11 protein-coding genes, 1 pseudogene and 1 other annotated feature are annotated in these 16,060 nt (G+C 36.9%); of the genes and pseudogenes, 5 read left to right on the forward strand and 7 right to left on the reverse strand.

Going from position 1 to position 16,060, the window contains the following annotated elements; all coding sequences use genetic code 11:
- Positions 1 to 559: 559 nt before the first annotated feature.
- The 7 genes and pseudogenes from IGJ55_RS02665 to IGJ55_RS02695 all read right to left on the reverse strand — a co-directional run bounded on the left by IGJ55_RS02665 (position 560) and on the right by IGJ55_RS02695 (position 4,908).
- Positions 560 to 1,123, reverse strand: a complete 564-nt coding sequence (locus IGJ55_RS02665; RefSeq protein WP_069638864.1) for a class I SAM-dependent methyltransferase — start codon at positions 1,121 to 1,123, stop codon at positions 560 to 562.
- Positions 1,123 to 1,305, reverse strand: a complete 183-nt coding sequence (locus IGJ55_RS02670) for a hypothetical protein (RefSeq protein ID WP_430607253.1) — start codon at positions 1,303 to 1,305, stop codon at positions 1,123 to 1,125. The genes IGJ55_RS02665 and IGJ55_RS02670 overlap by 1 nt, the downstream gene beginning before the upstream one ends.
- A pseudogene (locus IGJ55_RS02675) lies at positions 1,223 to 1,498 on the reverse strand (hypothetical protein); the annotation flags it as partial. The pseudogene IGJ55_RS02675 and the gene IGJ55_RS02670, both read right to left, overlap by 83 nt.
- Positions 1,383 to 2,411 carry a TIGR01212 family radical SAM protein gene (locus tag IGJ55_RS02680; RefSeq protein WP_430607254.1) on the reverse strand — a complete coding sequence of 343 codons (1,029 nt, stop codon included), beginning with the start codon at positions 2,409 to 2,411 and terminating at the stop codon, positions 1,383 to 1,385. The pseudogene IGJ55_RS02675 and the gene IGJ55_RS02680, both read right to left, overlap by 116 nt.
- 14 nt (positions 2,412 to 2,425) lie before the next feature.
- Complete coding sequence (locus IGJ55_RS02685; protein WP_069638866.1) at positions 2,426 to 3,076, reverse strand: phosphatase PAP2 family protein; 651 nt, start codon at positions 3,074 to 3,076, stop codon at positions 2,426 to 2,428.
- Between the two features lie 142 nt (positions 3,077 to 3,218).
- Positions 3,219 to 4,250: a DUF4097 family beta strand repeat-containing protein gene (locus IGJ55_RS02690; RefSeq protein ID WP_430607255.1), complete on the reverse strand. Its 1,032-nt coding sequence runs from the start codon at positions 4,248 to 4,250 to the stop codon at positions 3,219 to 3,221.
- Position 4,251: 1 nt separating this feature from the next.
- Positions 4,252 to 4,908, reverse strand: coding sequence for a DUF1700 domain-containing protein (locus IGJ55_RS02695; RefSeq protein ID WP_430607256.1), 657 nt, complete (start codon positions 4,906 to 4,908; stop codon positions 4,252 to 4,254).
- A gap of 296 nt (positions 4,909 to 5,204) precedes the next feature.
- Here IGJ55_RS02695 and IGJ55_RS02700 point away from each other — a divergent pair, with 296 nt between their 5' ends.
- The 5 genes from IGJ55_RS02700 (at position 5,205) to IGJ55_RS02720 (ending at position 16,060) form a co-directional block, all read left to right on the forward strand.
- Positions 5,205 to 7,295: a LysM peptidoglycan-binding domain-containing protein gene (locus tag IGJ55_RS02700; protein WP_430607257.1), complete on the forward strand. Its 2,091-nt coding sequence runs from the start codon at positions 5,205 to 5,207 to the stop codon at positions 7,293 to 7,295.
- A 47-nt stretch (positions 7,296 to 7,342) separates the two neighbouring features.
- Positions 7,343 to 7,619 (forward strand) — a binding site (T-box leader).
- A gap of 321 nt (positions 7,620 to 7,940) precedes the next feature.
- Positions 7,941 to 10,454 carry a leucine--tRNA ligase gene (gene leuS, locus IGJ55_RS02705; protein ID WP_429950111.1) on the forward strand — a complete coding sequence of 838 codons (2,514 nt, stop codon included), beginning with the start codon at positions 7,941 to 7,943 and terminating at the stop codon, positions 10,452 to 10,454.
- 162 nt (positions 10,455 to 10,616) lie between these two features.
- A complete protein-coding gene (gene fosX / locus IGJ55_RS02710; protein WP_430608110.1) occupies positions 10,617 to 11,006 on the forward strand; it encodes a FosX/FosE/FosI family fosfomycin resistance hydrolase in 390 nt (129 codons plus the stop codon).
- A gap of 429 nt (positions 11,007 to 11,435) precedes the next feature.
- The gene (gene abc-f, locus IGJ55_RS02715) at positions 11,436 to 13,040 is read left to right on the forward strand and encodes a ribosomal protection-like ABC-F family protein (protein WP_430607259.1); all 1,605 of its coding nucleotides are present in this window, start codon (positions 11,436 to 11,438) and stop codon (positions 13,038 to 13,040) included.
- A gap of 374 nt (positions 13,041 to 13,414) precedes the next feature.
- Complete coding sequence (locus IGJ55_RS02720; protein WP_430607260.1) at positions 13,415 to 16,060, forward strand: fibronectin type III domain-containing protein; 2,646 nt, start codon at positions 13,415 to 13,417, stop codon at positions 16,058 to 16,060.

Raw genomic sequence — 16,060 nt, forward strand, 5'->3', positions numbered from 1 at the left:
TTTCGGCTTATTTCCGAAGCCTTCAAATCTTAGTGCTTTAGCACTTAGAATTTGATGTGATCGAAGCGAAGCGTAGTGATTGCTTCTGCTCCCACCGTTTATACGGATTCTTTGAGTCTGAGATATAACTCGTAGAGTTATATCCCAGACTCTTTTTGTTCATCCATAAAAATTGGCTAAGGGTCAAAAGACGGGGAATTAGATGAGGTGCGTTAGCGAATTAATCTGATTGCCCTCTATTCTCATCATGGAATTGTTTTCTCATAGTTGTTGTTTATCTAGTATATGATGAACCAAATAAGACAATATGATAATGAAGGAGGCACAAAATGGCTATTAATAGTGATTCAAGTAATGTCTCTGGTATTTCACCATGCTTGGAGTACCAAACTGCGCATCATTAGCCCGTTCATTTAATAAGCGTTTATTACTTCAAAAGCTAAACGATCGATCAACCTACACCTATTTTATGTTTGAATAAAACAAAAGAACAACCCTGTATTTTTAAGGATTGCTCTTTTCATTTAGTATATAGGTAAAAAATACAGCCGTTGACTCCCTACTTCTTCTCAATACAAAATAAAATAGGTGGGTTGTTCTTCTGATTAATAAACTGATAAGTCAAGACATTATACATTTCTTGCGGTAACTGTTGACAATACTCTTGTACAAGTTTCAGTTCCGCTTGACCACCAAAATGACCATAATAAACAACTAAAATAATTCGTCCCTTAGCTAGTAATCTAGGAAGCAAAGCGTCTAAAGCTTGTTCCGTAGTATCTGGTTTTGTGATAATCTGTTTATCTCCTTTAGGAAGATAACCGAGATTAAAGATCGCGGCTCTTAAAGAAGTTTCTGTTGAAAGCTGTGTATCGATCATTTCATGCCCCTGTTGGAATAAAGTTACTCGTGCTTGGTATCCTAACTCAATCAGTTTTTTTTCCGTATTGGCTAAAGCTTGTTCTTGTACATCAAAGGCATAAACTAATCCCCTAGGTCCAACTAACTCTGCTAAGAACGCTGTATCATGACCGTTGCCCATCGTGGCATCTACCACACAATCCCCTTCATGAATAACGTCTCTTAAAAGAGTGTGACTAAAATGTAGCGCGGTTTGTAGCATTAAGTGTGAACCTCCTGACTGTTTCGAACATTATAGATTCCCTGCACGCTATTTCGGCGTTTCATCTCATTGTCAATAGCATTTAAGACTTCCCACTTCTTAAGGCTCCACATTGGCCCTACTAAAGCATCTGTCGGTGCATCTCCAGTTAAACGATGGATCACGATCTCTGGGGGAATCATTTCCAATTGGTCGCAAATCACATTGACATAATCGGCGTTTCATCTCATTGTCAATAGCATTTAAGACTTCCCACTTCTTAAGGCTCCACATTGGCCCTACTAAAGCATCTGTCGGTGCATCTCCAGTTAAACGATGGATCACGATCTCTGGGGGAATCATTTCCAATTGGTCGCAAATCACATTGACATAATCGGCGTTTCATCTCATTGTCAATAGCATTTAAGACTTCCCACTTCTTAAGGCTCCACATTGGCCCTACTAAAGCATCTGTCGGTGCATCTCCAGTTAAACGATGGATCACGATCTCTGGGGGAATCATTTCCAATTGGTCGCAAATCACATTGACATAATCGTTCCGAGTCATTAATTGCAAGCGACCTTCATGATAATCCCGCAACATGCGAGTATTGGTCATTAAATGTAGTAGGTGTAGTTTAATCCCTTGGATATCGGAATCAAGGATCGTCCGCCGAACATTTTCCCGCATCATCTCCAAACTTTCACCTGGTAAACCATTGATCAGATGAGTACAGACTCGAATATTATGCTTTCGCAATTTCGCGACACCATTTAAGTATGTCTGATAATCATGTGCCCGATTGATTGTATTACTTGTATGTTCATAAGTTGTCTGTAAGCCTAACTCTATCCACAGATAATAACGCTGATTCAATTCGGCCAAATACTCAACCACATCATCTGGAAGACAATCGGGACGTGTTCCAACTGAAATACCTACAACACCTCGTTCGTTCACCACTTGTTCAAAACGATGCCGAATCACTTCTACTGGTGCATGTGTATTCGTGAAATTTTGAAAATAGACAATATACTGGTTCACTTGAGGCCATTTTTTGTGCATCATGTGTACTTCTTTTTGAAATTGGATGGGTAAAGGCTCAGAAGGTGCTACGATCATATCGCCTGAGCCAGAAACGCTACAAAATGTACACCCTCCTTTAGCCACCGTTCCGTCACGATTAGGACAGTCAAATCCACCATCTAAAGGTACTTTGAAAATCTTCCCACCAAACTGCTTACGTAAGGCGTAATTCCATGTATGATAGCGTTTGTTTGGATCTTCTGTATAGATAAATTCAACCATAATTTTTCTTCTTTCTATTGTTGTTTACTTTTAAAGCGCCAAACAAAACGTTTTTCTAAATAAATCGGATACGTCATCAACAACCACGCAAGCCCAAAACAAAAGCCACCTAAAACGTCGCTAGGGAAGTGAACACCTGCATAGATTCGGCTGATACCGATCAGGAAGATCCCTAAACCTAAGAGAATCTGTAACAAGAGACAAAGCTTTTTTTGTTTGATAAATTGCGGTAATAATAAAATAATCGTACCGTACAGCAGAACACTTCCGGTGGAATGACCACTTGGAAAACTGTAGCTATGCTCTGTAACTAAATGGTTTAAAGTTGGACGTGGTCGCATGAATAATAATTTGATCAATGGGTTTGCGACACCGGCGATTAGGCCAGTATTAATCAACAACCAAAGCATCTCAGCATAATATTTCCCTCTAAATAGTATAAACGCAATGGCTAGAGAAAGAATGCCTACCGTTAAAGGATCAGCAAATCTTGTATACCAAATAAAAAATTGATTTGCAGAAGGATAAGGTGTCCGTACTAGTGTTGTAATTGCTTGATCGAAACCGTTCAACCAACTAGGATAAAAGCGCACTACATAACCTAAAAACATAAAAACAACTAAAAAGCAGCTGCCAGCAAATTGATAGTATAATTTATTTTTCATGAAAATTCCTTTCCAAATTAGATAAAGTTTATTATAACATCAAATAATTAAGAAGACAGCTGAGATTCTCGAAAAAAAATAAGCCTATAGGAAAACTTTAAAAAGTTCTCCTATAGGCTTAAAAAATTAGAGGAATAGAAAATTATTCATCCTCGCCATCTTCATAATCGGAGGGACCTTCAACTGAAATGTCTCCAGAGTCTGTTCGAAGTTCAAATGATTTTGTTCCTTTTCCACGTTTAAAAGAAGTCCGTTCTTTTCCGAAAATCGTACTGTCTCCTAATTTGGTTTTTGTTTTGATCGTGACATCATACAGAATTTCTTCTGTATGTAATTGAATGTCTCCTTGTTGTGTTTCAACGCGTAATTTCTTTGGAATTTCTGTTCCATACAGGGAAAAACTACCATTGACACTAGTCACTTCAGCTTCTCCTTTAAGATCAGTTGCTTCGATATCGCCATTTGTTGTGTCTAGTTTAGCGATGCCTTTAGCTGTATTTACATAAATATCTCCAGAAGTACTAGTAGCAGACCAATTAGAGGCTGCGAAATCATTTAGCTGAATATCACCGTTTTTCGTCTGAAACATCGCTTCGCCAGTTCGAACGTCATTATAAACATTAAGATAGCCATTCGCTGTCTCTACCGCTAATTTTTCTGTATCGATACTAGTAAGGTCGATATCAGCGTTCCCCATTGTGATCGCTAAATTTTTTGCGGTAACTTCTGAAATATGGATCGAGCCTTGGGCAGTACCGTCAATGATTAAACGCTCAACAGAATCTGGTATCGTTAAACTAACAGCTGAACCTCTATTAAAAATATCTAACTTCATTCCGTCAAGTTCCTGTCTTTTCTTATCACTTTTTGCGGAAATCGTTAACTGGTCATTTTTTTCCTCAACATCTAAAGAGCTGTTCAAAGAAATCGGAAGTGAACTTCTAGAATTCATTACCACCTTATTTGAATTCTCAGTTAGAATATAAAAATTTGCATTCCCAGAAAGATCAAGGTGAATCTCTTTGGTATTTTGTTTGTTTTTTATCTCATAACTTTGTCTTTTCGTATCAGTCATCGAATGTTCAGCACGTCTGTAGTAAACAGCACTGCCAATCCCACCGATGATCATAGCTAAAACGCCAATGGTCAGAAAAAAAACAGTCGTCTTTTTCATATTAAATCTCTCCTCTTAAAACGCGAATATTCCATTGTAGGTAACGTTTTAAACATTTTCCAAAGAATTTTGTTAGTGGTGCTAAAATCACTAGTCCGATAATACCAGCACCAGAAAGGAATAGGCTAAGGAATAACTGGAACATTGTACCATCATTAAATCCAGCAACGAGCGAGATTCCTCCTAAAATTGGTGAAAATAAGAACACAACAGCAACGAGCCAACAGGCGAAAAAAACCATAACAATAGCAAAAATCATCCAAAACATAAACATAAAATTAAATGCAAGGACGCCTGCAACCTGACAAAAACGCATAAAACCACTACGATGAGGACGTTCATAAGAATGGTAGGAGTCATCATAAGGATGCTCAGGTATGTCTTCATAATAGTACTTATCATTGACAATTGGCTGAATCTCTTGCCAGCCATCTCGTTCGAGTCTTTTTTCAGGGACAGTAATATCAAACTCTTGTAAAATTTCTTCTGCAATCCCTCTTGGTTTTCCAAGACTTTTTGCTATTTCCTCTTCTGTTTGACCATCAGCTAATCGTTCTTCAAAAATCGTTTCATATTTGTTTAAGATAAAAACTTGCTGTTGGTTAGTCAGAGGTTTTAAGTAGATTTTCAACTCAATTAAAAAATGCTCTTTATTCATTTTTTTCCCCCATTTCATTTTACGATCGGATTACTTCTTCTTCACTATAATTTTTTTTAAGAGCAATAACAAGTACTTCGTTAAAAAATCAGCCTAAGGTAAAGAGAGACATCAGACTTGAGACCGAGTTCTAATTAAAAAAATAATAAGAAAAAATAGCAAACAAGAAAGAAAAAAATTACACTTTTATTTGTATAATGACAAAGAAAAAAATAAAAAATATTTCTATTTTGTTTGAAAAAAGGGTATACTATAAATCAAGGAATACTTTTTTTAGAAAATTCGGAGGATATAGCATGGAGAAGTATAAAACATCTAGAAAAGAACGGAGGAAAGCTGAACAGAACAAGCTAGCTTACGATCAGTTCAAAAAAGGAACGACTGTGCTTAGCTCTGCGATTGTAGTTTCCTCAATTGCTGCACCGATCGCTGCACCAAAAATAGCAGAAGCCACAGAAAATCAAAATTCAAGCGCGCACGTAAGTTACTCAGAGATAAATACACATACAGAAGACGTTCAAGGACAAAGAACGGTAACTGACACGAACGATTCGATGATGCAAGAAAATCAGACCACAGCACCTGAAGAAGCTTCGAGTGAAGAAACATCTGAAACACAAGAATCATCAGAATTGAATACATCAGAAACAACTGACAGTACTGAGACAACTGACGTTACAACAGACTCTAATGAAACAACGGATTCATCTATAACTGAAACAAAAGATACTGAGGCACCAGAACTTACGATGCGTTCAGCGTTTGCTGCACAATCTAGAAGTATCAGCCCAAGTACCTTTATTGCTGATATAGCAGGACACGCTCGTTCTGTTGCAGCCGCAAATGATTTATATGCGTCAGTGATGATGGCTCAAGCGATTCTTGAAAGTGATTGGGGTAGAAGTACGTTATCTGCTGCACCAAATCATAACTTGTTTGGAATCAAAGGAAGTTATCAAGGGCAATCTGTTACAATGAAAACGTGGGAAGTTATTAATGGTCAGTGGATTCAAGTAGATGCTGCGTTTAGAAAATATCCGTCCTATTCAGAATCATTTAGTGACAATGCCTATGTGTTGAGAAATACATCATTTCAGTCTGGTGTTTATTATTATTCAGGAGCTTGGAAAAGTAATACGAATTCTTACAGAGATGCCACTGCTTGGTTAACTGGACGTTATGCAACAGATCCAAGTTACAATACAAAGCTTAATACGATTATTACAACCTATAACTTAACTCAATATGACACGCCTTCATCAGGTGGCGGGAATACTGGTGGTGATACCGGTGGCAACACAGGTGAGAGTAATACTGGTGGTAATACCGGTGGGTCAAACAACACTGGCGGCGATACTAGCGGTCAAAATGTGACGCACAAAGTAAAAGCTGGAGATAGCCTATGGGCCTTATCGGCGAAATATGGCACATCGATCGCTACTATTAAAAGTTGGAATAACTTATCCAGCGATGTCATTTATGTCGGTCAAAAATTAATCGTGAAAAAAGGTTCTAGCAACACAGGTGGCGGCAGTACTGGTGGTAACACTGGCGGTTCAACAGGCAATACCGGAGGTTCCAGTAATACAGGGACTAATTCATATTACACAGTAAAATCAGGTGATTCTTTGTGGGCGATTGCTAATGCAAACGGGATAAGCATTGCGAACTTGCGTCAATGGAATAACTTGAGCGGAGATATCATCCACCCAGGACAAAAATTGATCGTGAAAAAAAGCTCTGGTAGTAATGGTGGTAGTACTGGAGGAACGACAGGCGGATCGACAGGTAGTACTGGCGGCTCAGGGAATACAAGCTCTTCAAATGCATATTATACTGTAAAATCAGGTGATAGCTTATGGGCAATTGCTAGTGCAAACGGCGTAAGTATCGCCAATCTACGTCAATGGAATAATATAAATGGAGATATCATTTATCCAGGTCAAAAGTTGATCGTGAAAAAAGGTGGTTCTAATGCTGGCGGCGGCAGTACCAGTAATGGCAATAGTGGTTCAACTGGTAACACTGGTGGATCAAGCAATGCAGGAGCCGCTACTGGTCATTATACGGTGAAGTCTGGGGACTCTTTATGGGCGATCGCTAATGCAAACGGGACAAGTATTGCCAATTTACGTCAATGGAATAATATAAATGGAGATATCATTTATCCAGGACAAAAATTGATCGTGAAAAAAGGTCAAACAGGTTCAACCAATTCATCCAATACTCAAGGAAGCAACCAAACAGCCGGATCTCACACTGTAAAAAATGGTGATACTTTATGGGGACTGTCTCAAACATATGGAACAAGTATTCAAAAAATCAAACAATTAAACGGATTATCTGGTGATACAATTTATATTGGTCAAAGATTGAAAGTTAAATAAAACGATTGAAATCCGTTAAGAAGTTTGGTAGTATGATAGCACATGATAGATAAACAGTGAAAAGGAATAGTAGAAAGAACCATGTTTTAGAGAGCGTATGGCTGGTGAAAATACGCACAGAAGCTTTCGAACTCGCCTTTGAGTTATTTTACTGAACAAGCGATGGAATGTAGAGTTTTCGTTTTCTGATTTAGGAAATCAAAAAAATGCCAACAATCCTTCAATCTTCATTAAGTAAAATCGGCGACGGTCGTTAAAACGTTGAGGCTTGTTTTATACAAGTGAAATTAGGTGGTACCACGTTGTCAGTCACACGTCCTATAGGAATTTTTCCTGTAGGGCGTTTTTGTTGCAAATCACAGCGATTGCTTGCAGAGCTGATGAAGCGCAATACTTGGCGACCAAGGGGAGCGAAGTTACCAAACTAGTAAATCACCACCAAGTCAATACTGCAATAAAGCATAAAAGAACGAATAAAAAAAGCAGAAAAATCTGGTCAGCTTTGCCAGAGCTGATGAAGCGCAATACTTGGCGACCAAACTAGTAAATCATCACCAAGCCAACACGTTAACAAAGTGAAAAGATTAACCTAAGAAATAGGCAGAAATCATCAATAAATAGTTACCGAAATAGGAGGACAAAAAAGTGAGTTACGATCACAAGAAAATCGAGAAAAAATGGCAAAAATATTGGGCGAAACATAACAGTTTCACGACTCATGATGATCCAAATAAAGAAAAATTTTATGCTTTAGACATGTTTCCATACCCATCAGGACAAGGGCTACATGTTGGGCATCCAGAAGGGTATACAGCAACAGATATCTTATCTAGAATGAAACGAAGCCAAGGCTATAGTGTTTTACACCCAATGGGCTGGGATGCCTTTGGATTACCTGCAGAGCAATATGCCTTAGATACAGGAAATGATCCAGCAGAGTTTACGAAAAAAAATATTGAAACCTTTAAACGCCAAATCAACTCTCTAGGATTTAGTTATGATTGGAATCGCGAAATTAACACAACAGATCCAGAATATTACAAATGGACACAATGGATTTTCACGAAATTATATGAACATGGTTTAGCTTATGAAGCGGAAGTAGCTGTTAACTGGGTACCAGAACTAGGAACAGTGATTTCTAATGAAGAAGTGATTGATGGTAAAAGTGAACGCGGTGGTTACGATGTTGTCAGAAAACCAATGCGTCAGTGGATGCTTAAAATTACTGCATATGCAGATCGCTTACTAGATGATTTAGATTTAGTGGACTGGCCTGAAAGTATTAAGGATATGCAACGCAATTGGATTGGCCGTTCTGAAGGAGCAAATGTTGATTTTAAGATTAAAGGAAGCAATGACACGATAACAGTCTTTACAACTCGTGCCGATACCCTATTTGGTGCTAGTTACTTAGTTGTTGCACCCGAGTTAAAAATTGTTGATGAAATCACAACGTCAGAGCAAAAAGCTGCAGTTACGGCTTATCAAGAAGAAGTAAGTAAAAAATCTGATTTAGATCGTACAGATTTATCTAAAACAAAAACTGGAGCTTTTACAGGTGCCTATGCAATCAATCCAGTGAATGGCAAAGAAATCCCAATCTGGATTGCAGATTACGTTCTAGGAAGCTATGGAACAGGTGCTGTTATGGCTGTACCAGCACATGATGAAAGAGACCATGCCTTTGCTAGTAAGTTTGACATCGAAATGATCCAAGTCATTGAAGGTGGGGATATCACCAAAGAAGCATACACTGGGGATGGTCTTCATATCAATTCTGGTTTCTTAGATGGTCTAACAAAAGAGGAAGCAAATGAAAAAATGTATCAGTGGTTAGAAGCTAATGGCTGTGGCAAAAAAGAAGTCACATACCGCCTACGTGATTGGCTGTTTTCTCGTCAACGTTATTGGGGAGAGCCGATTCCTGTGATTCATTGGGAAGACGGTACGACAACAACCGTGCCAGAATCTGAACTACCATTGAAATTACCTAAAACAGATGATATCAAACCAAGTGGAACTGGTGAATCTCCACTTGCGAATATTACGGAATGGATCAATGTGATCGACCCTGAAACTGGTAAAAAAGGGAAACGTGAAACCAACACCATGCCACAATGGGCAGGAAGCTCATGGTACCATTTACGCTATATTGATCCTCATAATAAAAATGAACTTGCTAACTATGAAAAATTAGAACGCTGGTTGCCTGTGGATATTTATATCGGTGGAGCAGAGCATGCAGTATTGCATCTACTATATGCACGCTTTTGGCATAAATTTTTATATGATATCGGCGTAGTTCCTACAAAAGAACCTTACCAAAAACTATATAATCAAGGAATGATCCTAGGTCAAAGCTTCCGAGATGGCCGTGGAGCATTAGTTCCTACGAATATGGTCGAAAAACGAGATGGTGTTTGGGTAAATATCGAAACGGGTGAAGAGCTGGAAGAAGCACCAGCTAAAATGAGTAAATCATTGAAAAATGTCGTAAATCCTGATGATGTTGTTGAAAAATTTGGTGCAGATACTCTTAGAATGTATGAAATGTTCATGGGACCGTTAGATGCCTCTATTGCGTGGAGTGAAAATGGACTTGAAGGCAGTCGTAAATTCTTGGATCGTGTTTGGCGCTTGATCGTTGATGAAAATAACAAGATGCGTGATCGAATCACGACGATAAATGACGGTTGTCTAACAAAGGTTTATCATCAAACTGTGAAAAAAGTGACAGAAGACATGGAGAATCTCCACTTTAATACCGCAATTTCACAATTGATGGTCTTTGTTAATGAGGCAAATAAAGTTGATGTTTTACCATATGAATATATTGAAGGCTTTGTTCAACTACTAGCACCGATCGCACCACATATTGGGGAAGAGCTATGGGCAATCCTTGGCAATGAGGAAAGTTTAACAAACGCACCTTGGCCGACCTATGATGAAGCCGCATTAGTAGAAGATGAAGTCGAAGTGGTTTTCCAAGTGAATGGGAAAGTTCGGGCGAAATTAAATGTAGCACGAGGTTTAAGTAAAGATGAATTAGAAGCACAAGCATTAGCGACAGAAGAAATTCAAAGTTTTGTTGAAGGGAAAACAGTTCGTAAAGTAATTGTTGTACCTGATAAATTGGTGAATATTGTCGCAAACTAGAAAAGTAAAACAGACTGAGACAAAAGCATTTATTTCCGAAGAAGCTGCTTTTATCTTGTCGTCTATTCAAATTTTGAGCGCGAAACAAAACTGACTTTTAGTTTTGTCTCGCGCTCGTTTACTATACGCATCTAGATAGGAGGAAAGATCGTGATTAGTCATATGACATTTATTGTTCATGATTTGATAAAAGCTAGTTTATTTTTTGAAACAATATTTGATGCAAAGGAAGTCTATAATAGTGGAATGGATACATTCTCAGTGGCGCAAGAAAAATTTTTCTTGATTAATAACGAGCTTTGGATTGCAATCATGCAAGGAGAATCTTTACCTACAAAAACCTACAATCATATTGCTTTTAAGATTGAAGAAAGTGAATATGACAGGTATTTAGAAAGAATAAAGGCCATAAAATTAGAAATCAAACCTGGACGCTCACGAGTTGTTGGTGAAGCAAGATCTGTTTATTTTTACGACTTTGACAATCATTTATTTGAATTGCATACAGGAACACTAGAGGAACGCTTAGAATGTTACCAGCAACTAGGATAAAAAACTCATTTTGCACAAATGAAAACATCATGATACAATGGTAAGCAAGAAATGACGAAGGTGGTGAATAAGTACAATGGTCAGCATGCCAAAAATAACAGTAAGCTTTTCATTTATAATAGCGTATTTAGCTTTTTGTCATGTGATTATTTCCAATTTTTTAACTCAAGGGACAAGTGTGTCCAAAAAGGGTTGGGAAATTAAATAAAACAGACCATTCAGACTTATTTGCTTAAAATATCTAGTCATAAAATAACAAGAAAAACGCTAAAATATTTCACTTGTAGGAGACAACAAGAATATGGATAGCTTAGCCAGAGTAAATAATGAAGTTTGAACGAAGAACGTTGTTCAGCTTTTTTGTGTACGCTAAAATAAATGGTACTTTTTATTACTGTTGATCTGTCTGAATGGCAGAAAGAGGAAGAGATGTTAGTACAATTACAAAAAATAACTAAGAATTATGGAACAATACCGCTATTTGAAGAATTAAATTTACAAATCAACAAAGGTGAAAAAATTGGACTGATCGGAACCAATGGCTCAGGAAAATCAACGATTTTAAAAATAATTACTGGGCTTGAAGGGGTAGAATCGGGAACTATCAGTTGCAAAAAGAATGGACGTATTGGATATCTAGAACAAATGCCAGAAGCCAGTGAGCAACGAGTAAGAGACTATCTTTTAGAAACGTTCACATTTTTGAATGCCATTCAGAAACAATTGACACGTTTGGAAGAACAAATGACTGCATCAGAATGCAATTTAGAAAAAACATTAGCTCACTATGGACAAAAGCAAGAAGAGTTCCAGCAAGCTGGCGGTTATGAAATGGAAAATAAATTAGAGATGATCAGTAATGGTTTGATGATCAATTACTTGTTAACAAAAAAACTATCCGAATTAAGCGGTGGAGAGCAAACGATTGTCGCTTTAGCGAGAATTTTACTCCAAGAAAATGATCTAATCTTATTAGATGAGCCAACGAATCATTTAGATACTAAACGAATCACTTGGCTTGAAGGCTACTTAAGACATGAAAAAACAGCTTATTTAATTGTTTCTCATGACCGTTTATTTTTAGATCATACAATCGACAAAATTGTAGAACTAGAAGATGGATGCTTACAAGAATATAAAGGGAATTATTCAGCCTATAAAAGACAAAAAGAAGAGCAATTAGAAAAATTAAGAAAAGATTTTGCGGAACAACAAAAGGAAATTCAAAAAATAAAATTAGCGATTCGTCGTTTTCGACAGTGGGGACATGAAGGGGATAATGAAAAATTCTTCAAAAAAGCAAAACAACTTGAAAAACGGTTAGAAAAGATTCGAAAAGTACCGAAACCCAGAGAAGAAGGGAGAAAAAAATTAGGAAAGAAATTTAAAGAAACACATCGTTCAGGTAAAGAGGTGCTTCAATTCAAGGAAGTGAGTAAAGCTTATGCAGATCGAATCGTGTTTGATAAGGTAGAGTTCTCGTTATTTTGGCAAGATCATTCAGCAGTCATAGGCGAAAATGGTGCTGGTAAAAGTACCTTACTAAAACTTGCTTTAGAAGTGGAGCCATTAGATGGTGGACAAATCAAGCAAGGTACGAATATTCAAGTGGGCTATCTTCCTCAAGTGATTGAGTATGGAAACCCTAAGCAAACAGTTTTACAATCATTTAGTCAAGCTTGCTCACTTGCTGAACAAGAAAGTCGTCGCATATTAGCGAAGTATTCGTTCTTTAGTGATGATGTGATGAAGCAAGTGCATTTTTTAAGTGGTGGCGAAAAAATTCGCTTAGAATTAGCAAAACTGATGCAAAATGAAGTGAACTTTTTACTACTAGATGAACCAACCAATCACTTGGATATCGAAACAAGAGAAGAGATAGAGGAAATATTAGAAGAGTTTAAAGGGACGATGCTTGTCGTATCTCATGATCGATTCTTTTTACAAAAAATGTTTGACACATTTTTAATTGTTGAACATCAAAAAATCAAGAAAAAGACAGGACCTTATTCGGAAATACTGATGTCTAATTAAATATTTATATAGGTAGAAAAATAGAAAACACGTGTTGTTTTAGCGCTATTTTTCTATCTTTTTTTACTTTCTAATGGACAAATTAGAAAGAATGATGACGATTATTAAATAGGGAAAAGCCATAAAAACGTAGAAAAAAATATAAAATTTGAAGAACTTTAAAAAAACTTAATATTTGTGAACGTCAAAAAAATATAGAAAAAAGCTGTTAAATATATATAAAGTAAAGGAAATGTTACTAAAAAACAAATATTAAATAAAAGAAATTAAAAAACATATGTTATTAAATTGAAATTACACTAGAATTACAATACAATAATATAAGTAATAAAGATTATTATTTAAGTTCTATTAAAAAGTAGGGGAGGACGGTCATGAAAAAAATTTTTCGTTTAATTTTTATCAGTATGATTATTTTAATGCTTTTTCCGATTGATTGGTCCTATGCTATAGAAATAGAACAATTAGACGAAGAAATGCAAACGACAACTGAAACGTCTGAAGAGGGTGTTTTGGATTCGACAGAAGCATCAACTACTGATTCATCCGTAACGCAAGAAACGTCTGAAGAAGAAATAGAGGAAGATGAAAAAATAACAGATAGTAATGATATAAAATATTCTTCTGATGAAAATGGAGATGAAATAAATAATAAAAACATATTAAGAGCGACACCGACACAAGCAGATGATGGTTTTTGGTTAGTTGACTCAGCAGCTACTTTGACGGAATACTTAAAAGATAGCCAAAAGTTAAATTTGCGTTTAACAAATGATATTGATCTTGGAAAAGGAGCCTATCAGCTCAGAACCAATATGATCATCGATGGTGCGAACCACATTATTACATACGATAAAGAAGGCTATTCTGATAGAGGGTTGTATATCAATCAGAAAGATGCAGTAGTAGAGATTCGAAATACACAATTTGGAAATAGTGATGGCACTGGAGCTGTTGGATACTATGGTTTCTTATCAGGCGGTTCCGCAATAAATATGACCTTTATTTTTGACGGTGTCGATTATTATTCAAATAATGGACAAATGATACATAACGTAAACGGCTCGGTGATTATGAGAGGTCAAAATACAATTGATCAAAGAGGAACAGGTGGCTATTCTCAAGAGTGGGCAGAAGTCAATTCCGTAGAAATTCAAAATGGTTATACATCTATTAAACATTCTTCTAATCAAACCCTAGCTTTTATCTGGTCAACGAGTACTTATCTAGCCAATCCTTATGCAGGAAAATCTCAAATTGTGGTAAGGGAAAATGCAAGACTTGATATACAGACAAATAGCAATATGACCTATGGAACATTAGCACCAAGTTACATTGTTGAGAAAAATGCTGTATTCAATTTGGATAAAGTCACGCTTGCAACTGGTGGCTCAAGAAATCAATTTTTCGCATCAGCTCAAACACAACCAGTCACATTTGATTTTCAAGAACAGTCTCAAGTTGATTTTAAGCTACCAGAACCAATTAATCTTTATACGGCAAAAGGTGGTATGACGATTGGAGCTGCTGCAGATGTTTCAGTCGATGTTGCTAGTGGAACGATTTTCTCGACTGCGTCATCTAGTCAATTTGTAATCAATATGAACAAATCAAAAAGAGTTTCATTTGCAGGAACAAGTCCAGGAACACTAGGACTAAATGGTGTCTCTAACGGCGTTAATCTATCTTTTGCAAGTAATTATTTACAAAAGATAGAGACGTTTTCAAATAAAACAAGTAGTACACCTACGCAAGAAATAATGAAAGAAGCATCAGATCTAACTGTTCAAGGGGCGAACTTTGCGAATGCATCAAGCTCAAGTGATCCGTTTACTGCTCCTGAATTACTTGCGTTAAAAAATTCACAGAAAATGGTCTTTAGTGAGTTTATCGATGTTCCAGATCAATTAGGATTATTTACACATGATCCAGAAGACACATCTGTTTCGTTATCGGGAAATTCAGTGAATAATGGGAGCCCGGCGACAGAGGTGAAGTTCTTTATATTTTCTGATGAAGAAGATACAAATGATCTAAGAAATGCAAGACAGATTGTTACATTGGACTCGTTTGATGGACAAACAAATACAGCACTTAAGTCCTACTACAGTGTCTTAGTAGATGGCTTAAATCCTAATACACTTTATTGGGCTCAAATGGTCGTCACCAATCAAGCAGGAGAAAGTGAATTTTCTGAGGCTGAAGTGTTTGCTACCAAACCTCAATTAAGTAACATAACAGCTAATGTCACTACTACTACAGCAATCATCAGCGGTGAACTAGCAAGTGATACAGGAAAATGGACAGATTATTCAAATGGAGAAGCTGCCGCAATACCTGATCAACAAGCTTATTTTGGCAGTAAGTATAATCAAGTTACAGTAGAATACAGTAAAAATAAGACCTTTCCAGCAAATGAGACTGATGCTCAAGTTGCAGATCTTTCAGGAGACAAGAATCAAAATTTTAGTACAAAACTAAAAGGACTTGATGGGGAAGCGACTTATTACGTTCGGGTGAAAGTTGCAGGAGTTTATGGAGAAGAAGTTATTTTGGCCATGTCACCTTTGACAGAATTTCAAACAGTGACTGAGATCATCAATGTGCAAGTTCCTATTGAGATGGCCTTTCAAACGAAGAACCAAGACATTGGAACGGCCAAAGAAGGACAGCTAACCTCAGCTGATTATCCAATTATTAATAATGGGAATGTAGCAACAAAAATATCGTTAACAAATCTAACGAAAGAAAATGCAGATGCTAATCAATTACTACTGCTGAATCATCTTTCAGGGAATCAAGGACAAGATGCATTAGCCTTGCAGCTACTTGTTGATCATGATCAGTCGAATCCTTTATTTCTGACGAATGGACTATCAAGTGTTCCATTGTCTCTAGGGATTTTAAATACGAATGAGCAAAAGAATCTTACGCTAGCAGGAAAATATTTCAATCCAACTGGATCAGTACTATTTCCTACTTATAAAATGACGTTCAAAGTTGAAAAGAATGAAGAATGA

The sequence above is a fragment of the Enterococcus sp. AZ170 genome (genome assembly GCF_050545135.1).
GTDB lineage: Bacteria > Bacillota > Bacilli > Lactobacillales > Enterococcaceae > Enterococcus_L > Enterococcus_L ureilyticus.

Excerpts from the sequence above, each read along its gene's own strand:
- IGJ55_RS02665 (WP_069638864.1), bottom strand. The coding sequence starts at position 1,123 with ATGCTACAAACCGCGCTACATTTTAGTCACACTCTTTTAAGAGACGTT.
- abc-f (WP_430607259.1), top strand. The coding sequence starts at position 11,436 with ATGTTAGTACAATTACAAAAAATAACTAAGAATTATGGAACAATACCG.
- fosX (WP_430608110.1), top strand. The coding sequence starts at position 10,617 with ATGACATTTATTGTTCATGATTTGATAAAAGCTAGTTTATTTTTTGAA.
- IGJ55_RS02695 (WP_430607256.1), bottom strand. The coding sequence starts at position 4,908 with ATGAATAAAGAGCATTTTTTAATTGAGTTGAAAATCTACTTAAAACCT.
- IGJ55_RS02685 (WP_069638866.1), bottom strand. The coding sequence starts at position 3,076 with ATGAAAAATAAATTATACTATCAATTTGCTGGCAGCTGCTTTTTAGTT.
- IGJ55_RS02670 (WP_430607253.1), bottom strand. The coding sequence starts at position 1,305 with ATGATTCCCCCAGAGATCGTGATCCATCGTTTAACTGGAGATGCACCG.
- IGJ55_RS02690 (WP_430607255.1), bottom strand. The coding sequence starts at position 4,250 with ATGAAAAAGACGACTGTTTTTTTTCTGACCATTGGCGTTTTAGCTATG.
- IGJ55_RS02680 (WP_430607254.1), bottom strand. The coding sequence starts at position 2,411 with ATGGTTGAATTTATCTATACAGAAGATCCAAACAAACGCTATCATACA.
- IGJ55_RS02720 (WP_430607260.1), top strand. The coding sequence starts at position 13,415 with ATGAAAAAAATTTTTCGTTTAATTTTTATCAGTATGATTATTTTAATG.
- IGJ55_RS02700 (WP_430607257.1), top strand. The coding sequence starts at position 5,205 with ATGGAGAAGTATAAAACATCTAGAAAAGAACGGAGGAAAGCTGAACAG.